The organism is Pseudomonas sp. PDM03 (assembly GCF_014852385.1).
Taxonomy (GTDB): Bacteria; Pseudomonadota; Gammaproteobacteria; order Pseudomonadales; family Pseudomonadaceae; genus Aquipseudomonas; species Aquipseudomonas migulae.
Genome location: NZ_JACVBM010000007.1, coordinates 142,491 through 163,438, shown reverse-complemented (window position 1 = coordinate 163,438; position 20,948 = coordinate 142,491). Strand labels below are relative to the sequence as shown.

At 58.3% G+C, this 20,948-nt stretch carries 24 protein-coding genes; 13 read left to right on the top strand and 11 right to left on the bottom strand.

The annotated features are described in order from the left end of the window. Positions 1 to 39: 39 nt before the first annotated feature. The 4 genes from IB254_RS13190 to benA form a co-directional block, all read right to left on the bottom strand. Positions 40 to 813 carry a 1,6-dihydroxycyclohexa-2,4-diene-1-carboxylate dehydrogenase gene (locus tag IB254_RS13190; RefSeq protein WP_192417578.1) on the bottom strand — a complete coding sequence of 258 codons (774 nt, stop codon included), beginning with the start codon at positions 811 to 813 and terminating at the stop codon, positions 40 to 42. A 162-nt stretch (positions 814 to 975) separates the two neighbouring features. Continuing rightward, positions 976 to 1,989 (bottom strand): benzoate 1,2-dioxygenase electron transfer component BenC, encoded by a 1,014-nt coding sequence (gene benC / locus IB254_RS13185; RefSeq protein ID WP_192417577.1) that lies wholly within the window; start codon positions 1,987 to 1,989, stop codon positions 976 to 978. A gap of 10 nt (positions 1,990 to 1,999) precedes the next feature. Further along, entirely contained in the window at positions 2,000 to 2,488 is a 489-nt protein-coding gene (gene benB, locus IB254_RS13180) for a benzoate 1,2-dioxygenase small subunit (RefSeq protein ID WP_008029093.1), read from the bottom strand. Further along, positions 2,488 to 3,849, bottom strand: coding sequence for a benzoate 1,2-dioxygenase large subunit (gene benA, locus IB254_RS13175; RefSeq protein ID WP_192417576.1), 1,362 nt, complete (start codon positions 3,847 to 3,849; stop codon positions 2,488 to 2,490). The genes benB and benA overlap by 1 nt, the downstream gene beginning before the upstream one ends. A gap of 181 nt (positions 3,850 to 4,030) precedes the next feature. On the opposite strand from benA, the gene IB254_RS13170 reads away from it, so the two are divergent. Genes IB254_RS13170 through IB254_RS13160 form a run of 3 tightly spaced genes read left to right on the top strand, consistent with a single transcriptional unit; the run spans position 4,031 to position 6,362 of the window. Continuing rightward, positions 4,031 to 4,516, top strand: coding sequence for an Hcp family type VI secretion system effector (locus tag IB254_RS13170; RefSeq protein WP_192417575.1), 486 nt, complete (start codon positions 4,031 to 4,033; stop codon positions 4,514 to 4,516). Continuing rightward, positions 4,513 to 5,979, top strand: a complete 1,467-nt coding sequence (locus IB254_RS13165; protein WP_192417574.1) for a hypothetical protein — start codon at positions 4,513 to 4,515, stop codon at positions 5,977 to 5,979. The genes IB254_RS13170 and IB254_RS13165 overlap by 4 nt, the downstream gene beginning before the upstream one ends. Beyond that, positions 5,976 to 6,362, top strand: a complete 387-nt coding sequence (locus IB254_RS13160; RefSeq protein ID WP_192417573.1) for a hypothetical protein — start codon at positions 5,976 to 5,978, stop codon at positions 6,360 to 6,362. Before IB254_RS13165 ends, IB254_RS13160 begins: the two co-directional genes overlap by 4 nt. A gap of 37 nt (positions 6,363 to 6,399) precedes the next feature. On the opposite strand, the gene IB254_RS13155 is transcribed toward IB254_RS13160, so the two are convergent. The 4 genes from IB254_RS13155 to IB254_RS13140 all read right to left on the bottom strand — a co-directional run bounded on the left by IB254_RS13155 (position 6,400) and on the right by IB254_RS13140 (position 10,076). After that, positions 6,400 to 7,359: an AraC family transcriptional regulator gene (locus tag IB254_RS13155; protein ID WP_008044866.1), complete on the bottom strand. Its 960-nt coding sequence runs from the start codon at positions 7,357 to 7,359 to the stop codon at positions 6,400 to 6,402. Between the two features lie 283 nt (positions 7,360 to 7,642). Next, positions 7,643 to 8,572: a catechol 1,2-dioxygenase gene (gene catA, locus IB254_RS13150; protein WP_192417572.1), complete on the bottom strand. Its 930-nt coding sequence runs from the start codon at positions 8,570 to 8,572 to the stop codon at positions 7,643 to 7,645. Positions 8,573 to 8,626: 54 nt separating this feature from the next. Beyond that, positions 8,627 to 8,917, bottom strand: coding sequence for a muconolactone Delta-isomerase (catC, locus tag IB254_RS13145; RefSeq protein ID WP_008029082.1), 291 nt, complete (start codon positions 8,915 to 8,917; stop codon positions 8,627 to 8,629). Positions 8,918 to 8,927: 10 nt separating this feature from the next. Continuing rightward, a complete protein-coding gene (locus IB254_RS13140; protein ID WP_008029080.1) occupies positions 8,928 to 10,076 on the bottom strand; it encodes a muconate cycloisomerase family protein in 1,149 nt (382 codons plus the stop codon). Positions 10,077 to 10,200: 124 nt separating this feature from the next. On the opposite strand from IB254_RS13140, the gene IB254_RS13135 reads away from it, so the two are divergent. Beyond that, entirely contained in the window at positions 10,201 to 11,097 is an 897-nt protein-coding gene (locus IB254_RS13135) for a LysR family transcriptional regulator (protein WP_008029078.1), read from the top strand. A gap of 506 nt (positions 11,098 to 11,603) precedes the next feature. On the opposite strand, the gene IB254_RS13130 is transcribed toward IB254_RS13135, so the two are convergent. Further along, positions 11,604 to 11,846, bottom strand: coding sequence for a DUF1652 domain-containing protein (locus IB254_RS13130; protein WP_192417571.1), 243 nt, complete (start codon positions 11,844 to 11,846; stop codon positions 11,604 to 11,606). A 281-nt stretch (positions 11,847 to 12,127) separates the two neighbouring features. Between IB254_RS13130 and IB254_RS13125 the strand changes: the two genes are divergently transcribed. From IB254_RS13125 to IB254_RS13100, 6 genes are all read left to right on the top strand, one after another. After that, positions 12,128 to 12,787, top strand: a complete 660-nt coding sequence (locus IB254_RS13125; RefSeq protein ID WP_192417570.1) for a hypothetical protein — start codon at positions 12,128 to 12,130, stop codon at positions 12,785 to 12,787. Then, complete coding sequence (locus tag IB254_RS13120; RefSeq protein WP_192417569.1) at positions 12,784 to 13,194, top strand: PAAR domain-containing protein; 411 nt, start codon at positions 12,784 to 12,786, stop codon at positions 13,192 to 13,194. The genes IB254_RS13125 and IB254_RS13120 overlap by 4 nt, the downstream gene beginning before the upstream one ends. Beyond that, positions 13,191 to 13,763 carry a DUF4123 domain-containing protein gene (locus IB254_RS13115; protein WP_192417568.1) on the top strand — a complete coding sequence of 191 codons (573 nt, stop codon included), beginning with the start codon at positions 13,191 to 13,193 and terminating at the stop codon, positions 13,761 to 13,763. The genes IB254_RS13120 and IB254_RS13115 overlap by 4 nt, the downstream gene beginning before the upstream one ends. Next, on the top strand, positions 13,756 to 14,121 hold the full coding sequence (locus IB254_RS13110) for a hypothetical protein (protein WP_192417567.1): 366 nt from the start codon (positions 13,756 to 13,758) through the stop codon (positions 14,119 to 14,121). The genes IB254_RS13115 and IB254_RS13110 overlap by 8 nt, the downstream gene beginning before the upstream one ends. Before the next feature lie 172 nt (positions 14,122 to 14,293). Further along, entirely contained in the window at positions 14,294 to 14,953 is a 660-nt protein-coding gene (locus IB254_RS13105) for a Tox-REase-5 domain-containing protein (protein ID WP_225602343.1), read from the top strand. A gap of 29 nt (positions 14,954 to 14,982) precedes the next feature. Further along, positions 14,983 to 15,702: an Imm52 family immunity protein gene (locus IB254_RS13100; protein WP_192417566.1), complete on the top strand. Its 720-nt coding sequence runs from the start codon at positions 14,983 to 14,985 to the stop codon at positions 15,700 to 15,702. A 78-nt stretch (positions 15,703 to 15,780) separates the two neighbouring features. Here IB254_RS13100 and IB254_RS13095 read toward each other — a convergent pair whose 3' ends face one another. Both IB254_RS13095 and IB254_RS13090 read right to left on the bottom strand, forming a co-directional pair. Next, positions 15,781 to 16,680, bottom strand: a complete 900-nt coding sequence (locus IB254_RS13095; RefSeq protein WP_192417565.1) for a polysaccharide deacetylase family protein — start codon at positions 16,678 to 16,680, stop codon at positions 15,781 to 15,783. Between the two features lie 100 nt (positions 16,681 to 16,780). Next, positions 16,781 to 17,671, bottom strand: coding sequence for an ABC transporter substrate-binding protein (locus IB254_RS13090; protein WP_411737722.1), 891 nt, complete (start codon positions 17,669 to 17,671; stop codon positions 16,781 to 16,783). 354 nt (positions 17,672 to 18,025) lie between these two features. On the opposite strand from IB254_RS13090, the gene IB254_RS13085 reads away from it, so the two are divergent. The 3 genes from IB254_RS13085 to IB254_RS13075 all read left to right on the top strand — a co-directional run bounded on the left by IB254_RS13085 (position 18,026) and on the right by IB254_RS13075 (position 20,636). Continuing rightward, positions 18,026 to 19,012: an aliphatic sulfonate ABC transporter substrate-binding protein gene (locus IB254_RS13085; RefSeq protein ID WP_192417563.1), complete on the top strand. Its 987-nt coding sequence runs from the start codon at positions 18,026 to 18,028 to the stop codon at positions 19,010 to 19,012. A gap of 64 nt (positions 19,013 to 19,076) precedes the next feature. Next, complete coding sequence (locus IB254_RS13080; RefSeq protein ID WP_192417562.1) at positions 19,077 to 19,919, top strand: ABC transporter permease; 843 nt, start codon at positions 19,077 to 19,079, stop codon at positions 19,917 to 19,919. A 3-nt stretch (positions 19,920 to 19,922) separates the two neighbouring features. After that, positions 19,923 to 20,636 (top strand): ABC transporter ATP-binding protein, encoded by a 714-nt coding sequence (locus IB254_RS13075; RefSeq protein WP_192417561.1) that lies wholly within the window; start codon positions 19,923 to 19,925, stop codon positions 20,634 to 20,636. Positions 20,637 to 20,948 lie beyond the last annotated feature (312 nt).

Below are 20,948 nucleotides of genomic sequence, written 5' to 3'. Positions count from 1 at the left end.
CACGTTGACTCCGTTTGATGGGGTGGTTGGCGAATGCTGTCAGCCCTGGTCGCCGCCGCCCACCGGCATGATCATGCCGGTGATATAGGACGCTTCGTCGCTGGCCAGAAACAGAATAGCGCCTGCCTGCTCATCCAGCGTGCCATAACGTTTCATCAAACTGCTGTCGAGCGTCTGGTCGACGATCTGCTGGTACCACACCTTTTCCTCGGTGCTCTGTTCGGCGCTGTTGCGCGGAATCACTCGCGGCGGCGCTTCGGTGCCTCCAGGCGCCGTGGCGTTGACCCGCACACCACGACCGGCGGTTTCGAATGCCAGGCACGCGGTCAGCGCATTCACCCCGCCCTTCGCCGCACCGTACGGCACACGGTTGATGCTGCGCGTGGCGATGGACGAGACGTTGACGATGGCGCCGCTGCCCTGCTCCAGCATGAACGGCAGCGCCGCATGGCAGCACCATAACGTCGGGAACAGCGAGCGGCGGACTTCGGCCTCGATCTGCTCGGCTTCGTAGTGTTCGAACGGTTTGGCCCAGATCGTCCCGCCGACATTGTTGATGAGGATGTCGAGACGACCGAAGCGCTCGACGGCGGTTTGCATCACCCGGTTGCATTCGCCGTATTGCTCAAGATCGGCGGTCAGCGCGAGCACCTGACTGCCCTTCCCCAATTGCTGCTGCACTTCAAACACCAGCTCGGAGCGGTCGACCAGAATCAACCGCGCCCCTTCCGCCGCCATGCGCTCGGCGACACGCCGGCCGATGCCTTGGGCGGCACCGGTGATCAACGCGACTTTTTCGTGAAATCTGTTCATGTGTACCTCGTTGAAAATCGTTGCCGCACCATCGCACTGTGTAGGAGCTGGCTTGCTAGCGATGGTCGTCAACGATTACGCGTTTCTGCAGAATGAACACGCTGCCATTGAGTCCATCGCCGGCAAGCCGGTCTCGCTCCCACATTGGTTTTGTGTCGCGACTTATGCCGCGCTGGCAGCGAATTTTTCGTAGTAGAAGTTCGCCGGCGCAATGCCTTGCTCGCGAATGTACTGGCTGACCGCCTCGACCATCGGCGGCGGGCCGCACAGGTACACATCGACGTCGCCCTCGTTCAAGTGTTTGGGCTCGATGTGCTGGGTCACGTAGCCCTTGAGCGGGTGCTGGCTATCGGGGCTAGCCACGCAGGCGCTAAAGCTGAAATTCGGGATTCGCGCGGCGAAGGCTTCCAGCCGATCCATTTCCACCAGGTCGAAATCGTTGGTCACGCCGTAGATCAAATGCAGCGGATGTTCACTGCCCTGCTCGGCGATTTTTTCCAGCATCGCGGTGAATGGCGCAAGCCCCGTACCACCGGCCAGCAGCAACAACGGCCGACGGATGTCGCGCAGATAAAAGCTGCCCAGCGGCCCGGCCAGGCTCATGCTGTCGCCGGCCTTGGCCATGCCGGTGAGGAAGCTGCTCATCAAACCGCCGGGCACATTGCGAATCAGGAAACTGACCTCGCCGTCGCGCTGCAACGAGCTGAACGAATAGGCGCGGGTCTGCTCGCTGCCGGGAACCCCGAGGTTCACGTACTGCCCCGGCAGAAACGCCAGTTTGCTCAGCGCATCGCCCTTGATCGACAGTGCGATGGTGCTGTCGGACAGCTGGCGCACGGCGCTGATGGTCGCTTCGAAACTGGCCTGCTGGGTGCGGCAGACTTCCGAGGAGGCCGGCACCCGAACCACGCAATCGCTCTGGGCGCGCATCTGGCAGGTCAGGACAAAACCCTGTTCGGCTTCCTCCGCCGTGAGCGCGTCCTCGATGTATTCCTCGCCCAGGTCGTAGCGGCCGGCCTCGGCGAAACACTTGCACGTGCCGCAGGCGCCGTCGCGGCAATCCAGCGGAATGTTGATGCCTTGGCGGTACGCGGCATCGGCCACGGTTTCGCCAGCGTTGGCGTCGATGAACCGGGTGACGCCGTCTTCGAAATTAAATGCGATGGAATGAGTCATGACGGCCGCCTCACAGGTGGTAAACATCGATGACCTGGCGAACGTAGTCGTTCTTCAGGATCACTTTCTTGGCCTTGATCAGCGGGTTTTCGCCGCGCATATCGAGGGTGTAGAAACTGCTGCCGAAATAGCTGTCGACGGTCTTGTAGCGAAAGCTCAAGGTGTGCCAGTTGAAGCGCACCTTGCACAGGCCGTCCGCCTGCTCCAGAAGCTCGATGTTGCTGATGTTGTGCGAGGTGCGGGTGTCCGGCACGGTGGCGCTGGAACGCTCGGTCTTGATGCGGAAGATGCGGTCTTCCAGACCCGTACGGTTGCCGTACCAGATCAGCGAGATTTCCCGTTGCGGGTCTTCAGTCAGTTCGTCGTTGTCGTCCCAGGACGGCATCCAGAACGTCGCATCCGTGGCGTACAACTCCAGCCATTCGTCCCATTGCCGATCATCGAGGTAGCGCGCTTCGCGGTAGAGGAAGTCGCGCACGGTTTCATAGGTGATGGTCATTACACGGTCTCCACGGCAATCAGCTTCGATTGCTCGGCAGCCAGGGCCTTGAGCATGGTTTGCTGCCAATACTTGTGCTGCAACACGAACAGGCCTTCGTCCTCGGTGCGCACACCGCTGAGCAACGGATGCAGGTCAATTTCCTTCGCCGCCTCATCGGCGCCTTCGACCCAGTGCTCGGCGCCACGGGACATGTCGTTCCAGGCGGTCACGCTGCCCTGGTAACCGGTCTGGCAGGAGCGAAACTCTTCCAGATCGTCCGGGGTGGCCATGCCGCTGACGTTGAAGAAGTCCTCGTACTGACGAATCCGGCTCGAACGGGCGTGATCGCTTTCGCCTTTGGGGGCGATGCAGTAAATGGTGATTTCCGTGCGGTTGACCGAGATCGGCCGGGCGATGCGGATCTGCGAGCTGAACTGGTCCATCAGGTACACGTTCGGGTACAGGCACAGGTTGCGCGAGTTTTCGATCATCCAGTCGGCGCGGGCCTTGCCGAAGTCCTTGGCCAGCTCATCGCGACGTTCGTACAGCGGACGGTCCTCCGGGTTGGCCCAACGGGTCCAGAGCAGCATGTGGCCTTTGTCGAACGAGTAGAAACCACCGCCCTGCTTGGCCCAGCTGCCGGCGCTCATGGTCGGGTTGGTGTCGCCGGCCTCGCGCTGTTTGCGCTGGTTCTGGGTGGCGGCGTAGTTCCAGTGCACCGAGCTGACGTGGTAACCGTCGGCGCCGTTTTCGGCGGTGAGTTTCCAGTTGCCTTCGTAGATGTAGCTGGACGAACCGCGCAGGACTTCCAGGCCATCGGCGGACTGGTCGACGATCATGTCGATGATCTTCGCCGACTCGCCCAAATGCTCAACCAGCGGCACCACATCAGCCTTGAGGCTGCCGAACAGGAAGCCGCGATAGGATTCGAAACGGGCGACTTTGGTCAGGTCGTGGGAGCCTTCGCAGTTGAAGCTCGCCGGGTAGCCGGCCGCTGCCGGGTCTTTGACCTTCAGCAGTTTGCCGGAGTTGTTGAAGGTCCAGCCATGAAACGGGCAGGTGTACGAGCTTTTGTTGCCGGACTTGTGTCGGCAAAGCATCGCGCCACGGTGACTGCAGGCGTTGATAAAGGCGTTCAGCTCACCGTCCTTGTTGCGCGCGATGAAGATCGACTGGCGCCCCATGGTGGTGGTGTAGAAATCGTTCTTGTTGGGGATCTGGCTTTCGTGCGCCAGGTACAGCCAGTTGCCTTCGAAGATGTGTTCCATCTCAAGATCGAACAGCCGCGGATCGGTGAACATCTCGCGCTTGCAGCGGTAGATGCCTTGTTCTGGATCGTCCTCGAGCAAGGATTGAAGATATTCGGGTCGCAGGGTCATGGCCGCCGCCTCCATTGTTATTGTTCAGGCAAGGCTCATGCTAGGACGGGGCAATGGGGTGGACTATCCGCTGGGTGCAGACCTTTATCCGATTTGTGCAGAACGTATTTTCGGAATCGGACTACATAACTGCTTACAACTTCTGAATAGACTGCCCTCCTGACTACAAGGAGTGGTTTGCATGGCTAATCACGGTTACATGACCATAAACGGTAAAGCTCAAGGAATGATTTCAGCGGGCTGTTCAACCCAGGCCTCTATTGGCAACAAGTACCAGGCCGCACACACAGACGAGATCATGGTGCTGTCCTACAGCCACAACATGACCACTATCGGGAACCTCAACAGGTCGACACACAACCCGATCATCATTACGAAAGCCGTCGACAAGTCATCACCGCTGCTCGCTCAAGCGCTTTCAAACCGGGAAGAAATCAACTGCACGATCAGCTTTTATCGCGTGTCGTCCTTCGGCATGCAGGAAAAGTTTTTCACCGTGTCGATCAATGGCGGGGTCATTGCCGACCTGACGCTTGAAGTGCCTCATGCCATTTTTCAAAACGATGCAGAGCCCCAGGAACTGGTGGCCATTCGTTACCGCGACATCACGTGGACCCACCACTTGGCAAAGACCTCCGGCTACAGTTCGTGGGGCGAAGAGGAATGAATCCTCGTGAGCAGTGGGACGTTAACAGCGCGGCGGGCAAACTGGCGGGACAGGCCCGCACGCTCGCCGCTCGCCATCTTGCTCAAGGCAGGTTGCGTGAGCGGTTCAATCGGGAAGTCGCCTTTTATGCAAAGCGCGTTGCGGACGATGTCGCGCAGGGCAAAACAACGCCAGGGCAAGGCCTACGGGCGCTTGCACAAGAACAGCACAACTTGCTTATCCAGTCGCAAGCCATCACGCAAAAAACTCAGGGCGCGGTAACTGAACGGGTTAAAAGAATCCCGGCCTCAATGCTCACACAGCCTTCATTGAAACCTGACCCGGAACGTTTATTGCGCTTTGTACATGCGCAGAATCTCAAGTCCACGGGCACGAACTCGCCCCGCCAATTGGCGGCAGCCGCTTCGCCGCATCCAGCTCCAGACCTGAAATTTTTCCCTCAAGAACAATGGCCCGCGCAAGTCGCACAAGAAGAACCCGGGTTCTACGTCGTGCCCAGAAGTACGACGGCTGACAAACTGGAAGCCCGACTATTCACGTCAGCCTCCCCCGCCGCCATCGCCAAATTCAAGGCCCTGAATCCGAATCTGGATCAGGTAAAGGCCGGGACGATGATTGTTCTCAGCGATCCGAATAATCATCTTTGTACTTTCGAAGAAGCGTTGCTGATGGAAGCGGCGGGCAATGTGAATAGAGCCTTGGAGCCTCTCAGTTCGGATGAGGCCGACTTTATGGCGCGGCACTATGACGAGATTGCGTTTCTTATTTCCAAGGGTTCACTCGGCGCCAGTGCGGGTTTGGCCATGTTCTCTAAGAACCTGGATGACGTGAATACTATTCTGCGTGACATCGAAAGTTTGCATACCCGGACTTTTCAAGCCAATGGTCACCTGAAGTCCGCCGAGTTTTACGCCGAGCGCAAACGTCTACTGACTCAGTTGGATGCCCAGCTCACCAAATTTACGAAAAAAAGCATTGGTTTTCCGGATCACCCCAATCTGAAAAGCGTATTGGGGATATCGACTAAAAGCCTTGTTCATCGGTGGAGAAAAGCGGGTGCTATTGGGCAGATTCCTGGTTATGCCACGCACATTGATGCCGTTTCCAAAGCCGCGAAGTACGTCAAATATGGTGGTTGGGTTGGTACGGCAGTGGGTGGTGGCGCGTCAGTAATCAAGGTTCAGGGTGTTTGTGCAGAAGGGAATGTGGAGGCCTGTGAGAAGGTGAAGTTTACAGAGACAGGTGGCTTTTTCGGAGGGCTAACAGGCGGCATTGCTACCGGTGCCCTGTTAGGCGGCCCTACCGCCGGCGTTATTTGTGCAGCGCTGGGGGTGCCTACTGGTGGGGTCGGAACTTTTGCATGCGGTTTATTAATAGTCGGCGGGAGTTCTTTGGCAACAGGGGAACTCTTAGGAAAGGGTGGAGAAATCATAGGTGAAAGAATCTACGAGGCAACTAAATGAGCATAAGTACCGCTGACAAAATAGTTATTTTTGTCGGTTTAATCGACTTTGGAGGTCTATTCATAATAATAGGCATATCACTTCACCTCGCCTATACAAAAATGGACGTGATGTTGAATCACCTGCAGAACTGCCCGGCGGTTATGATTCGAGCACCGTTCAGAAACGGTGGGCCTTGGGGGAATATGTTTTTACTGGGCGCCATAATGGGCGTGATGACTACACCTCGTCTTTATCTACGCGATGGAGGTGCCTGCGCTGAAGACCTGGAGAACTTCCCTGCCGACCTTAAACGAAAGCTGATTATTTTACAGTGGACCGGCTGGGGACTTTTACTCGTAATGTTTGGCCTTGTCGCAGCTGTTGAGCTCGAATTGGTTTGAAAAAAATCCTGTCGCGAGAGAATCTTATACGAGCGAATCACTCCCGCCGCTTCAACGTATCCGACGGCAACTCCCCAAACTGCTTACGATAGTTATCCGAAAACCGCCCCAAATGCAGAAACCCATAATCCATCGCCACTTCCGTCACGTTACGTACATTACAGGTCGGGTCGCTCAAACAGGCATTGATACGCTCCAGACGTTTCTGCCGGATGTAGTTTTTCGGCGTGGTGCCGGCGTTGCGTTCGAACAAGCCATACAGTGAACGCAGGCTCATCCGTGCCTGACGCGCCAGTTCTTCACTGTCGATGTCCTGCTTGAGGTGGCGTGCGATGTAGTCGGCAATCACCTCGAACGTGGCCGTCTGTGAGCCAAGGTTGATGCGGCTGACGTTGGTCTGCATCAGGCTGAGCATCTTGCTGACGATGATCTGCGCGTAATGCTCCTGCACCTTGGGAATCTGCTCGGTGGCCTCGGCTTCCTGGCAAATCATCGCCAGCAACCCGACAAACCCTTCGAGTTCATTGAGCTGGTAACGGTTCTCCAGAAACCGCACGCCCTGCCCCGGATAGCGCCAGCGCTGCTCGTCGCACACGGACTCAAGCAACGTCGTGGGAACTTTGAGGATGAATTTTTCGCAATCGTCAGAGTACGTCAGGTCCACCGGATCGTCGGGATTGATCAGCAGCAACTCGCCGGGCGCGAAGTAATGTTCCTGGCCGTGCCCGCGCCACAGGCAGTTGCCACGCAGCAACACTTGCAGGTGATAGATGCTTTCCAGTGCGCCCGAGGTGACCCGCACGCTGCCGCCATAGCTGATGCGGCACAGGTCGAGGCTGGCAAACTTGCGATGATTGAGACTGGCCAGGGGTTGCCCGGCGCGCGGCATCAGGATGCAATGATTACCGACATGCTGATTGACGTAGCCCGACACCGCGTACGGGTCGGCATGGTCGAATACGGAGCTGCGCTGACTCAACAGTTGCGCTTGCATCATCGGGTCACTCTCGTTGTTTTTATGGGGTGCGACGGGTCATTCTAAGGCAGTGCTTGCGGCGGTGTGTCAGTTGATCGACATGTGGAATGTCCGGGCCCCTTCGCGAGCAAGCGAACGTCGCCCGGCCCTCCCCACATTTTGACCGTAGTCCCACTGAAGAAACACGGTCGAATGTGGGAGCGAGCCTGCTCGCGAAGGGGCCATCAGCTTCAACATCAATGTTGACTGACACTCCGCTTTCGCGAGCAGGCTCGCTCCCACAATGGTCCCACCGTTATAGAGATCAATCCTCCAGCGCGCGAACCCGCTCGTGACGCTGCTGCTCTTGCGGCTGGGCGGACGACTGCAAGGTGAAATCGAATTCGATCTCGGCAAAACGACCGCTGACGCCATGCGCCGCTGCGCGTTGCTGATCATCGCTGAAGGTGATTTTCGCGATCAGCTCGTCACGGGTGGCGTAGGCGAAATCGTCGTGCAGGTATTGATCGCCGTCGAGGTTGATCTGGGTGGTCAGGTGACGATGATCCGCCGCCGAGATGAAGAAGTGCACGTGCGCCGGACGCTGGCCGTGACGGCCCAGTTGATCGAGCAGTTGCTGGGTCGGACCGTCCGGCGGGCAGCCGTAACCCGACGGCACAATGCTGCGGAAACGGTAGCGACCTTCGGCGTCGGTGACGATGCGGCGACGCAGGTTGAACTCAGATTGCGTGGTATCGAAGTACGAATAAGTGCCGCCGGTATTGGCGTGCCAGACATCCACAATCGCACCGGCCAACGGTTCGCCGGCGGTGTTGAACACACGGCCCTGCATGAACAGCGTCACACCCGGATCGACGCCATCATCAAGACGCGCTTCGCCCTGGGACAACGGTGCACCGGCCACGTACAGCGGGCCTTCGATGGTGCGCGGCGTGCCGCCAGCCTTGCCGGCCTGTTCGTCTTCGGCGTCCATCAGCAGGTCGAGGTAGTGTTCCAGGCCCAACCCGGCCACCACCAGTCCAGCCTCCTGGCGCGCACCCAGCACGTTGAGGTAGTTGACGGCTTTCCAGAATTCTTCCGGGGTCACGGCGAGGTCTTCGATGATGTTCACCGAATCACGCAGGATGCGGTAGATCAGCGCTTTGGTGCGTGGATTGCCGGCATCGTTGTGCAGGCCGCTGGCCTCTTCGAGAAACTTCTGGGCTTTGGCAGTGTGGGAAATTTTTACGTTCATTTTATCGGTTCCTCATCTTGTAATTATTAGCGTGGCGAACTGAACAGGCCAGGTTCAGCGGTCATCCTCGCGGATGGAAGAAGGATGCCGGCACATCGCGGTGACTTCGATCGCCATGTACGGGTACAGCGGCAATTGCATGAGCAAGTCGTGCAGCTCTTGAACGCTGTCGACATCGAACACGCTGTAATTGGCATAGAGCCCGGCAATGCGCCACAGGTGACGCCACTTGCCTTGATCCTGCAGACGCTGCGCCAGGGCTTTTTCGTCAGCCTTGAGCTGCGCGGCGCGTTCGGGGTTCATGTCGACCGGCAAATTCACGGTCATCTTTACGTGGAACAGCATAATGCTCTCCTCAGGCTTGATGAATGGCAGTGGATGTCTTGTCGCGACGGAAAAACGCCAGGCGTTCTTCATCGAGGTTCAGGCCCAGCCCAGGGGTTTTCGGCACGTGCAGCTCGAAATCGCGATAGACCAGCGGCTCGCTGAGAATGTCTTCGGTCAACAGCAGCGGGCCGAACAGCTCGGTGTCCCACGCCAGCTTGTTCAGCGTGACGAAGGCATGGGCCGAAGCCATGGTGCCCAGACCACCTTCAAGCATGGTGCCGCCGTACAGGCCGATGCCCGCTGCTTCGGCAATCGCGGCGGTCCGCAGCACGGCGCGTGGGCCGCCGTTCTTGGCAATCTTCAGGGCGAACACCGAAGCCGCACCTTCTCGGGCCAGGTTGAACGCATCTTCCACGCACTCGATGGATTCATCGGCCATGATCGGCGCCGGGCTGATGGCGTTCAGACGCGCCATGCCCGAGCGGTTATTGCGCGAGATCGGCTGCTCGATCAGGTCGATGCCGTTGCTGCCGAGAATCCGGCAGGCGCGCAACGCGACGGCTTCGTCCCAGGCCTGATTGACGTCGACCCGCACGCTGGCGCGATCGCCGAGGGCTTTCTTGATCGCGATGACGTGGGCCAGATCGCGATTGACTTCGCCGGCACCGATTTTCAGTTTGAAGATGCGATGGCGGCGCAGGTCGAGCATTTTTTCCGCTTCGGCGATGTCCTTGTCGGTGTCACCGCTGGCCAGGGTCCAGGCCACTGGCAGCGCATCCCGAACGCGGCCACCCAGCAGTTCGCTGACCGGCAGGCCAAGGCGCTTGCCCTGGGCATCGAGCAACGCGGTTTCGATACCTGACTTGGCGAAGGTGTTGCCACGGATGCTGCGCTCCAGGCGCAACATCGCAGCGTTGACGTTGGCGCTGTCCTGACCCAGCAGCAGCGGCGCGAAGTGCCGGTCGATGTTGGTCTTGATGCTGTCCGGGCTTTCATTGCCATACGCCAGGCCACCGATGGTGGTGGATTCGCCAATGCCTTCAATGCCATCGGCGCAGCGCACGCGAATGATCACCAGTGTCTGGTTCTGCATGGTGTGCATCGCCAGCTTGTGCGGGCGGATGGTCGGCAGATCGACGATGATCGTCTCGATCGATTCAATGGCAGTTGCAAGCATGTCGATACCCGTCAGGTTCTTAAAGTTCTGGAACCGATTCTGGTACGGCTTTTTTCGGGAAGCCAATATAGAATTGGTCTGACTTGATACCTTTAAGGTATGCAAACTGCTTTGCGGAGGCCTCATGGAACTGCGTCACCTGCGGTATTTTCAGGTGTTGGCTCAAACCCTCAACTTCACCCGCGCCGCCGAACTGCTGCACATTGCCCAACCGCCACTGAGCCGACAGATTCAGCAACTGGAGGATGAACTCGGGGTGTTGCTGCTGGATCGCGGACGACCGCTGAAGCTGACCGACGCCGGGCGGTTTTTCCATGAACACAGCACTGCCCTGCTGGAGCAACTGGGCAAGGTCTGCGACAACACGCGACGCATCGGCCTGGGGGAAAAAACCTGGCTGGGGATTGGTTTTGCACCGTCGACACTCTATGGCGTGCTGCCGGAACTGATTCGCCGTTTGCGCAGCGGCGAGCCTCTGGAGCTGGAACTGGGGCTCTCGGAAATGACCACGCTGCAACAGGTGCAGGCGCTCAAGGCCGGACGGATCGATATCGGTTTCGGCCGCATCCGCATCGACGACCCGGCCATTATCCAGACGGTGTTGACCGAAGACCGGCTGGTCGCCGCCCTGCCCGCCGGTCATCCGCTACTGGCCGGGCCGATCAGCCTGCGCGAACTGGCAAAGGAACCTTTCGTGCTGTACCCCGGCAACCCGCGCCCCAGCTACGCCGACCATGTGATCGGGCTGTTCGAGTCCTATGGCGTCAGCATTCACGTGGCGCAGTGGACCAACGAACTGCAAACCGCCATCGGCCTGGTGGGCGCAGGAATCGGCGTCACCCTGGTGCCGGCCTCGGTGCAATTGCTGCACCGCGACGACATCGGCTTCACGCCGCTGCTGGAAGACAACGCGACCTCGCCGATCATCCTCAGCCGACGTGTGGGCGACGTGTCGCCAGGGTTGAATCATTGCTTGCGGATGATTGATGAATTATCGCCGCAACAGCTGAACGCTTTGTAGGAGCCCAGCTTGCTGGCGATGGCACCCGTGAGATTGCCATCGCCAGCAAGCCGGCTCCTACAGATTGTGGGGGTGTCGGGATTGAGGGTTCACGCAAAACCTGTAGGAGCCCGGCTTGCTGGCGATGGCGTCCGTGAAATCGCCATCGCCGGCAAGCCGGCTCCTACAGATCGTGGGGGTGTTCGGGATTGAGGGGTTACGCAAAACCTGTAGGAGTCTGGCTTGCTGGCGATGGCGTCCGTGAGATTGCTATCGCCAGCAAGCCGGCTCCTACAAATTGTGGGTGTGTTCGGGATTGAGGGTTCACGCAAAACCTGTAGGAGCCCGGCTTGCTGGCGATGGCGTCCGTGAGATTGCTATCGCCAGCAAGCCGGCTCCTACAAATTGTCGGGGTGCTCGGGATTGAGGGTTCACGCAAAATCTGTAGGAGCCAGCTTGCTGGCGATGGCGCCCGTGAGATTGCCATCGCCGGCAAGCCGGACTCCTACAGGTTTTGCGGTTATTCCTCAGCCGGCAAACGCGCGGCGACCGGCGCGCATTTCGGTGTGAAATTCGCCAATCAGGTTTGAAATAGCACGAGCGCTGCTCAGTTGCGCGGGTGACACGCCGGTGATCAGCAGATCAATCCTGCCGGTGGAGCGCTCGAAAACCTTGATCCGTAGCGCCCCGTCAGGATTCACCGTGCAGGCGCAGGAAAGCGGTTGAAAACCGGACTCCACAATGCGGCAAAGTTCTGGAACTGAAACCATGACCGGGCGCTTCCGTGACGGTTGATCGGATTCGACCCGTTGAGGATAGCTGCGCTTTTGCGGTTCTGCGCCAGCGAACTCTGGGGAAGTATTTCTGTGTCCAATTCAGAGATCACGCACGGATACATTTTGTCATAACTTCACGCTAAACCTGCTTTGTTGGCTGTCAGTAAAAGCTCATTATGGCCCGCGCAGGGAACCAGCAACCCTGTCACATCGTTCCACCGCCCGAATGGAATTCGGCAGTTACGGTTTTGCACGGTAACGTTGAAGGAGTAAGGATGCTCTGCCTATCGACATTCAAGTCGTCCATTCGCCTGTATGGTCTGGTCAAAAATGTAAGCGGCGCTCAGGCCGGACTTGCGCTGACGACAAAAGGCCCTAATGGCCACCCTGCCGTTCAGACATTCGTTTCCAGACTGGACGCCGAACTCATGCTATGCACGTGCGGTGATGAAGATCTGCAGGTGCGCCTTCTCTCGCAATTCTTTGACCCCAACCCTTTTCTCGCAGCCAACCGTGGCTGGCTGACTCTGCATATCGGTAGTGGGTTTGCCGCTAACACCGACAGGCTGATCGAAACTGATGAACGATTGCAGCCCATGGGCTGGATCGTTCATGCCGATATCGGGATGTGGACTCCTGGACACTATTTGTATTGGGGTGAACAACTTTCCCGGCAGCTTCAAGCGACTTACGATGCTGCCGGGCTGCACCACTACAATACCCAGCTCAACGAACTGGATGAGGCATCGGCGCAAGACATTAGGTGGAATGCCACAGAAGCCCTCAACGCGTTGCCAGACGGTACCTGCACCACCGGATATCCCACGCAGGTCGCACTGTTTGACGCAATAGAATGTCGATGGTGTTTCGCAAAAACGAATACCCAAGGGAACTGCTTGCACGATACACGCGTGCGTCAAGGAGGATTGTCATGAGTGGAAAACCTGCGGCACGGGTCACCGACCCCACGGCGTGCCCACTTCCGGGTCACGGTACGAACCCTATCACCAGCGGTTCTCCTGATGTCTTTTTCGACGGATTGGCCGCAGCCCGGCAAACGGACACGACTGCCTGCGGGAGTGCTTTGAGCAGTAACGTAGTGCCCAATGTGCTGATCAATGGTCTGCCGGCAGTGACAATCGGGTCTGTGGGAAATCACGGAAACGTCGTGGCAGGAGGGTCCGGCACCATCATCATAGGAATGAGTGGTGGAGGAGCCGCTGTATCAACCGTCGCTCCACTACTGCTCAAACTCCCGACCCTTTGTCTTCCTTGCCTGCTGGCAGCGGCAAAGAAAAACGCGACCTTTGTTCCGCTGGAAAATCTCGGAGCCTCCCAATGACCCCGGATGACCAGACACCTCCTATCGATCTGCAAACACGACATTCGCTGCGTGCCATACAACGTACTCGCAGAACGAATCCCGATCTTCGTCACTATGCATTGGTTGATGGCGCGGGCTATCTGACCCTGACCAAACGCTTCAATGAGCCTGGCGACCGGGTTCACTGGCAATGGTTGCTGGAAGGCACCGAACTGGACGAAATCAAGCACGCAGGGCCGGCACTCCTGACCTTTACAGATGAAGACGCACGCAGCGATCAATTACTGCAATGGTTGATCGGGCGGGATCAACAATCGCCGCTGGTGTCTTGGCTGTGGAGTGAACAAGGGTTCGAAACCGTTGCCGCACACCTGAAAAGTCAGTTGTTTACCCAGCTTCCGGACGGTCGCCGCGCCTTGTTCCGCTATTACAACCCTACGGTGCGCCAGGCCCTCGAAGCGGTATTGACCGAGAAGCAACAGGCAGAGCTCATGACAGGCATCCTTTATTGGCAAACCTGGCGGCCTTTGCAGCAAGACTACCTGACCTTCACTGCACCGAAAAAACCGGAGGTTTGCAGTGCTTGAACTCAGCGCAGAACAACTCGAACAACTGGATCACATTCGCCAGGATGAAGTCATCGATAAGCTCCTGCTCGAAGTACGACAGCAAGATCCTGCATGGTTCGCAAAAGTAGGTGAACCCAAAGCCAGTGCGTATCTCAGACAGCTACGTGATGAAGCCAAGGCACTCGGTATCGAGGCCCCTGAAGAGACCGAACTGTTCATGCGCTACGGATTGTACAAACCCGGCTTCCAGCAATCACCCGAGTTTGTGGAATGGATGCAACGCCCCGTAGCCGATACGCCAGAACAGCGTTTTCGAGACTACGACAGCGTTATGCAATACGTTGATGCATTAAAGGAATGGCCACGCGCCAGGTAAACCAGGGACGAAAATGAGCAATCTTTTGAAAGCACCTGGAGCTACGGGCTCCGGAGAACAATTGGCGCGGGGACCGTTTCCCGTGCCTCGCGGTGGCCTGCGTGGTCCTCTCGAAGGCATAAGAGTTCCGCCTCCGACCCGTTTGCCCTCGCCACCGCCCCGCCCTGCCCCCATGCCTGCACCTCAACCGGCACCCAAGCCAATGCCGCAGCCACAGGTTCAACCGAAACTTCAAACCGATCAGAAAACCGATGCACCTCCGGTGACGCGCGAACAGACACGCCAAAAGGAAGAACAGTGCAAGAGCGATAAAAAGGAGTGTGTTGAATGCCCTCCTGAAAAGGGACTGATGGCGATTGCCAACAACGGCAAAGGTCACAGCATGTCGGACCTGTCGTCTCGGTATCAGCAATGGGTGACGAACTTCCCTTACCCCAATGAATGGCGATGGAGCAACACGTGGTGGGATGGTTTTGACAAAAGCCGCTGCGTACTGCTGGAGGCCAAGGCACGTTATGCCTTCATGTTCATCCCGGTCCTGAATACACCTCGACCTTGGGCAAATGTCAGGGAAGAACTGATTACACCTGCCAGAGCCCACTCACAGAAAGCCAGGCCAACACCTCCTGTTTCGGTCGAATGGCACTTCATGCAACGGATAGTCTACGAATACTGTTCAGAACAATACAGCGACCTTGGCCTGACCAACCTGAGAGCGTTCTGGAATCCGCTACCCGGCAGCAAGGATCAAGAGGAATACGATGAACTGCGCAGGGAAGAAGAGCAGCAGATGGAGGAGTACTACAGAGACAATCCTGGATTGATCGCCTAGTCCGACCAGCAAGCATTCAAGGTGTCAGCATGACAAATTTCAAAAGCTTCATTTTTACCTTCAGGTTCAACAAGCAGGCCATTACCTCACTTGCGCTTGAAACGCAGGTCGAAAAAGCTGCCGACTTTTTGCGTCAGGCCGGTGCTATCAGTCCACTCCTGGCCAACTGGTATTTGCAAGGAAAAAGCCTGAAAGACTCGCTTTCAACTAACGTCAGTAACAACACTCAAGCGCTGATCGACAAAGTTAAGCGCGCTCATGATCCTGACCTCCCCGACCTGACCGAATTTTCGGTCTGGAATGCCATCCAGGATCCGCTTGAGGGCGGAGTCGCCTTCCATTACAGCGCGCACAACCTCGATTCAGTGTCAGCCATGTCCTTCGAGGACGCCGGTGCTTTGTTGATGAAGTTTGCGCACCCGGAAGAAGCCTTCACAAAAATCATCAGTCTGGCCGTGAACATCTGGCCAGAAATTGACTGGGTCACCGTGGTACCGGCCAACTATTTCAGAAAAGGTCGTGTTTTCAAGGACCGACAGACAATTGGATGGATTGGCTTTTGCCCGCAACCGTTGAAACAGGAAGACTTCCCTCAGGCACACAAACTGGTTCCCGTGCCCGACAGGGGGACCATTATCGTCAGCTGTCCTGAAGTCATGAATGAGCAAAACCTCGACCACTTCGGACAGGTTGGGGATATTGATACCAAACTGGTAGAGCTTGGTTATTTGCCGTTGTTTCTGAACTGAATCGTGCACATGTGAATGACAGCGATCACCTGCAGGAGCCGGCTTGCTGGCGAAGCGCCCGCGAGCCTGGCGCTTTGATCACTGCGCATCCGCTCCCCAGATCCAGTTCCAGACCCCCGGCAATTTCACCGGTTGCGCACTGTCGCGAACGGTGCGCGCCATGGCCGCCCGTTGCAGTTCGGCCTGATCATCGTAAAACGGCTTCTGCGCCGTTTTCACGCCGGTCGCCTGCGCACTGTCGAGAAGGATTTGCAGGTATTCGCGGGCATGTCGGGCGGTGTAGCGATTGAGGTCGTGGAAGGTCACCACCACCGGGATCACCCCATCCACCGTCGGCAACTCACCCAATGCGATGCGCTCGCGCACCTCCGACATCTGCCGCAGCATGTTGGCCCGGCGCCGGGGGCTGGCGTTGAAACCCCAGATCTTGCCGTCGTTGGCGCTCAGGTCGGTCAGCAACACGTGCATGCCGTGCTTTTGATAAGCGGCGAAAACCCGTTTGTCGTAATTCCAGAACGGCGGCCGTACCAGAGTCGGCGGCGTGCCGGTGATGGCGGCGATGTCGGCACTGCCTTTGGTCAATGACTGTTCCAGTTCTTCCGGGCTCAGAGAACGGTGATTGGTGTGCCAGTGGGTGGCCGTATGGAAACCGAGAATCTGCCCATCGGCATGCTCGCGGCGCATGACCTCACGGCCGATGTCGCTGTCGCCCGCCCGTGGCGCGCCGGTCTGCACAAAGAACACCGCTTTGAGGTTCGGCTGCACCGGGTTGGTGGCGAGACTGTCGAGGATGGTCATCGTCGGGTTCCAGAAACTCGACGCGCTGGGACCGTCGTCGAACGTCAGCAGAAACCGGATCGGTGCTTGCGCGTGCAGACGCTGTTCGGTTTGCGGTGTCATTTCGATGGGAGCAGCGATGCAACCCACCAGCCCGACGGCAATGGCGAGTGCGCTGAGAATCTTGAACAGCTGTTTCATGTTGTGCCTTGAGCCGGACCGTTAAGCCCGCACAGTTGTGCGGGCGCGGTTTGGATCAGGGTACACAGTGTTTGGTTCCGGTGCTGCCCGGCATTGTCGATTACTGGGTAAACGCCTGCTCGAACGAGTTGTCGATAATCGGCGCGGTCGCCAGCGCTGTCGGCAGTGCTTTGACCTTGAACAGAAAATCCGCCGTGCTTTGCAGGTCCTTCGCGGCCTGTGCATCCACCGGGCCGACGGTCATGTGAGCCTGGCGTAACCAGTGACGCGAGACGTTCTGGTCAAGATTCGCCTTCTTCGCCCACAGATCGGCATATTCGTCGGTGTGATTGTCGACCCAGGCCCGTGCCTTTTTCAGGCGAACCAGGAAGTCGGCGATGGCTTCGCGCTTGCTGTCGATTGACGGTGTCGAAGCGGCGATGGCGCTGAGGCCTGGCATGAGGTTCTTGGCGGTGAGAATCGGTCGCGCGCCGGAGAACAGAATCTGTTGGGAAATGTAGGGTTCCCAGACCGGGAAGGCATCAATGCTGCCCTGAGGCAGCGCGGCGGCGGCATCGATCGGCATCAGCTTGATGAAGTCGACGTAGTCCTCCGGCAGGTCAGCTTGTTGCAAGGCGCGCAGGGTCAATTGCTGGCTCCAGGCACCGGGCCAGTAGGCGACTTTCTTGCCCTTGAGGTCGGCGATGCTTTTGACCGGCGAATCCTTGGGCACCAGCAAGGCGATGGTGTCCGGGTTCTGCCGCGAGACGCCGATCAGCTTCACCGGCGCCTGCTTTGCAGCGAGGAACAGGAAGCCTGAATCACCCAGGAAACCCACGTCCAGCGCCCCGGTGTTCAACGCTTCGGCCAGCGGTGCAGCGGCCTGAAAATGCTTCCAGTCAACGGTGTAAGGCGCCCCTTCCAGCACCCCCGAAGCCTCCACCGAAGCGCGCACGTTGTAGTAATTCTGATCACCGACATGCAGGACAACGGGCTCAGCGGCGTAGGCCATTGGCGCAGCAAACAACGCGCTGGTCAGCAAACTGCGGACGAATTTTGACAGGTTCATCGGGGGCTCCTTGAGAGTGAATGTCATAGACCATAACGCTCTTACAGGATGCTTTTTAAATTCGATTTACGCATAAGCTCATGACTGTCAGCCAACACTGTTCACCCGGCAACAGTGAGCCGACAGACTGTTTTCCCTGCAACACCCTTCTGCTTCATTCCTCGCCTCAACGCCTTGAAAACGCCTGATATCCAAGACATGGCACAGAGCCTGCAATATTCCTTTTACGCAGGAAAAATTTATAAAAAATGAATTTTTCGACATAAGAAACTCAACGCCTTGTCCGGAGCCGATCCCATGAAGTCCACCTTCCGCTTTCCCAAAGTCAGGTATCTGCTCAGCGCCTGCGCCCTGGCCTTGAGCCTGCAACCCGTCGCGCAGGCCGCTGAAACACCGCCGGCCGAAGTGCATCTGGATTACGCCTACTACTCGCCAGTGAGCCTGGTGCTTAAACACTTCGGATTTCTGGAAAAAGCCCTGCCGCAGACCAAAGTCAGTTGGGTGCTGAGTCAGGGCAGCAATCGCTCGCTGGAGTACCTCAACAGCGGCGGCGTTGATTTCGCCTCTTCCGCCAGCCTCGCCGCCGTGCTCAGCCGCGCCAATGGCAGCCCGATCAAATCGGTTTACGTCTATAGCCGCGCCGAATGGACCGCATTGGTGGTGCGCAAGGATTCGCCCTACCAGACCGTCGCCGACCTGAAAGGCAAGAAAATCGCCGCCACCAAAGGCACCGACCCGTACCTGTTCACCCTGCGCAGCCTGCAACAGGCCGGTCTGAGCAAGGACGATGTGGAACTGGTGCACTTGCAGCACCCGGATGGCCGCACGGCCCTGGAAAAAGGCGACGTCGACGCCTGGGCCGGCCTCGATCCACACATGGCCGCCAGCCAGGTCCAGGCCGGTTCGCGCCTGTTGTATCGCAACACCAACTTCAACAGTTATGGCGTAGTCAGCGTTACTGACACTTATGCGAAAGAGCACCCGCAGACCATCGAAACCGTACTGAAGGCGTACGAAAAGGCCCGCGAATGGGCGGTAAAAAACCCTGACGAACTGGCGAAACTGCTCGCTACCGAATCCGGTCTGCCGCTGGAAGTGGCCAGGCTGCAACTGTCCCGCACTGACCTGAGCAGCCCGCAACTGACCGCCAGGGATGTGATCGCTTCCAAGGCCGCCGCGCCGATTCTGGTGTCCGAAGAACTGGTGCGTCGTGGGGTGAATGTCGATCAGGTCATCGATCAGTTGATCGACACCGGCTTCAAGGAAACCGTGGCCCGTCAGTAAATAACCGCCAACAGGTCACAACGAATCCGCGCCAGTCGCGGATTCGTCGTGACCGGAGAATCTCATGACCAGCAAAAGCAAAGACCTGCCCCTCGAACTGCCGACGCCACGTCGTGCTGCTCTTTCCTTGAACAATGCCTGGCGTTTGCGTCTCAAGGGTCTGGCGTTGCCGGTGCTGATCCTCCTGGTGCTGGAATTTGTCGTACGCGTCGGCTGGTTGCCGTCCTACCAAATGCCGGCGCCCAGCGAAATCGCCCTGACCTTGAGAGACCTCGCAGAAGGTGCGCTGTGGAAACACATCAGCGCCAGCCTGTTGCGCGTGTTGCTCGGTTTCGCCATCGGCGCCGGTCTGGCACTGGTGTTTGCCGCCTGGGTCGGTTTGAGCCGCGAAGCCGAAGCCTGGCTTGAGCCGACCTTCGCCGGCCTGCGTTCGATTCCGAGCCTGGCCTGGGTGCCTCTGTTGTTGCTGTGGCTGGGCATCGACGAAACCTCGAAAATCGTCCTGATTGCCATCGGCGCGTTCTTCCCGGTGTACCTCAACGGCGTCGCAGCGATCCGCGACATCGACCGCAAACTGGTGGAAGTCGGGCAGATGTATGGCTTCGGTCGCACACGGCTGGTCCGGCGGATTTTGCTGCCCGCCGCCCTGCCCGGCTTGTTTACCGGGTTGCGCAGCGGCATGAGCCTGGCGTGGATGTTTCTGGTGGCCGCGGAGCTGATCGCCGCGACCAAAGGGTTGGGTTATCTGCTCAGTGACGGGCGCGAGACCTCCCGCCCGGACATCGTGCTCGCGGCAATCATTGTGCTGGCGCTGCTGGGCAAACTCAGCGATGGCATGCTCGCCGGCCTGGAGAAACGCTTCCTGGCGTGGCGCGACACGTTCAACGGCCAAAGCACAGAGGATTGAGCCATGACCGATTACCTGCTGAACATTCGCGTCGAGCGCAAAACCTTCGCCACCACCACTGTGCTCAGGGATATCCACCTGCAATTGCAGCCCCGGGAAACCGTCAGCCTGCTGGGCCCCAGCGGGTGCGGTAAAAGCACGTTGTTGCGGATCGTTGCCGGTCTGGAAAAGGACTTTCAAGGTGAGCTGAATCGCAGCGCCGGTGAGGTTGCGTTCGTGTTTCAGGAACCTCGATTGATGCCCTGGCTGACGGTCGAGCAGAACATCGGCTTCAGCGCCGACAACCGATACGACAAGGCCTGGGTCGCACAACTGATCGATGAAGTCGGCCTCAGCGGGTTCGCTCAAGCGCTACCCAAGGCGCTTTCCGGCGGCATGGCGCAGCGGGTCGCCATTGCTCGCGGCCTCTACTCACGGCCCGATGTGTTGTTGCTCGACGAACCGTTCAGCGCAGTGGATGCCTTCACCCGGATGAAACTGCAAGATCTGTTGCTGCAACTGGCCGAGCGTCACGCTATCGCCCTGCTGCTGGTGACCCACGATGTCGATGAAGCGCTGTACCTCAGCGACCGCGTCCTGGTCATGGACAATCGCCCCAGCAGCATTCGCCAGGAACTGGCGGTGCAACTGCCCCATCCGCGTGATCGGCGCGATCCGCTGCTGGCGCAATTGAAGGCCCTGTCGTTGACCGAACTGCAACGGGCGCACGTCATTTGAATCGCCCAGCGTTCCCCGATCCGTAGGAGCCAGGCTTGCCGGCGAAGGCGTCCGCAAGATCGCCATCGCCGGCAAGCCGGCTCCTACAGGGTTCGCGTGAATCCCCGATCCAGAACATCCCCAATCCGTAGTAGCCAGGCTTGCCGGCGAAGGCGTCCGCAAGATCGCCATCGCCAGCAAGCCGGCTCCTACAGGGTTCGCGTGAATCCCTAATCCCGAACATCCTGGCGATCCGTAGGAGCCAGGCTTGCCGGCGAAGGCGTCCGCAAGATCGCCATCGCCAGCAAGCCGGCTCCTACAGGGTTCGTGTGA

Coding starts and splice junctions, on each gene's coding strand:
- benA (WP_192417576.1), bottom strand. CDS start 3,849: ATGACCCTGCGACCCGAATATCTTCAATCCTTGCTCGAGGACGATCCA.
- IB254_RS13075 (WP_192417561.1), top strand. CDS start 19,923: ATGACCGATTACCTGCTGAACATTCGCGTCGAGCGCAAAACCTTCGCC.
- catC (WP_008029082.1), bottom strand. CDS start 8,917: ATGCTGTTCCACGTAAAGATGACCGTGAATTTGCCGGTCGACATGAAC.
- IB254_RS13155 (WP_008044866.1), bottom strand. CDS start 7,359: ATGATGCAAGCGCAACTGTTGAGTCAGCGCAGCTCCGTATTCGACCAT.
- IB254_RS13140 (WP_008029080.1), bottom strand. CDS start 10,076: ATGCTTGCAACTGCCATTGAATCGATCGAGACGATCATCGTCGATCTG.
- IB254_RS13190 (WP_192417578.1), bottom strand. CDS start 813: ATGAACAGATTTCACGAAAAAGTCGCGTTGATCACCGGTGCCGCCCAA.
- IB254_RS13165 (WP_192417574.1), top strand. CDS start 4,513: ATGAATCCTCGTGAGCAGTGGGACGTTAACAGCGCGGCGGGCAAACTG.
- IB254_RS13125 (WP_192417570.1), top strand. CDS start 12,128: ATGCTCTGCCTATCGACATTCAAGTCGTCCATTCGCCTGTATGGTCTG.
- IB254_RS13090 (WP_411737722.1), bottom strand. CDS start 17,671: ATGGCCTACGCCGCTGAGCCCGTTGTCCTGCATGTCGGTGATCAGAAT.
- IB254_RS13130 (WP_192417571.1), bottom strand. CDS start 11,846: ATGGTTTCAGTTCCAGAACTTTGCCGCATTGTGGAGTCCGGTTTTCAA.
- benB (WP_008029093.1), bottom strand. CDS start 2,488: ATGACCATCACCTATGAAACCGTGCGCGACTTCCTCTACCGCGAAGCG.
- IB254_RS13105 (WP_225602343.1), top strand. CDS start 14,294: ATGCCTGCACCTCAACCGGCACCCAAGCCAATGCCGCAGCCACAGGTT.
- catA (WP_192417572.1), bottom strand. CDS start 8,572: ATGAACGTAAAAATTTCCCACACTGCCAAAGCCCAGAAGTTTCTCGAA.
- benC (WP_192417577.1), bottom strand. CDS start 1,989: ATGACTCATTCCATCGCATTTAATTTCGAAGACGGCGTCACCCGGTTC.
- IB254_RS13095 (WP_192417565.1), bottom strand. CDS start 16,680: ATGAAACAGCTGTTCAAGATTCTCAGCGCACTCGCCATTGCCGTCGGG.
- IB254_RS13160 (WP_192417573.1), top strand. CDS start 5,976: ATGAGCATAAGTACCGCTGACAAAATAGTTATTTTTGTCGGTTTAATC.
- IB254_RS13120 (WP_192417569.1), top strand. CDS start 12,784: ATGAGTGGAAAACCTGCGGCACGGGTCACCGACCCCACGGCGTGCCCA.
- IB254_RS13170 (WP_192417575.1), top strand. CDS start 4,031: ATGGCTAATCACGGTTACATGACCATAAACGGTAAAGCTCAAGGAATG.
- IB254_RS13135 (WP_008029078.1), top strand. CDS start 10,201: ATGGAACTGCGTCACCTGCGGTATTTTCAGGTGTTGGCTCAAACCCTC.
- IB254_RS13080 (WP_192417562.1), top strand. CDS start 19,077: ATGACCAGCAAAAGCAAAGACCTGCCCCTCGAACTGCCGACGCCACGT.
- IB254_RS13085 (WP_192417563.1), top strand. CDS start 18,026: ATGAAGTCCACCTTCCGCTTTCCCAAAGTCAGGTATCTGCTCAGCGCC.
- IB254_RS13115 (WP_192417568.1), top strand. CDS start 13,191: ATGACCCCGGATGACCAGACACCTCCTATCGATCTGCAAACACGACAT.
- IB254_RS13100 (WP_192417566.1), top strand. CDS start 14,983: ATGACAAATTTCAAAAGCTTCATTTTTACCTTCAGGTTCAACAAGCAG.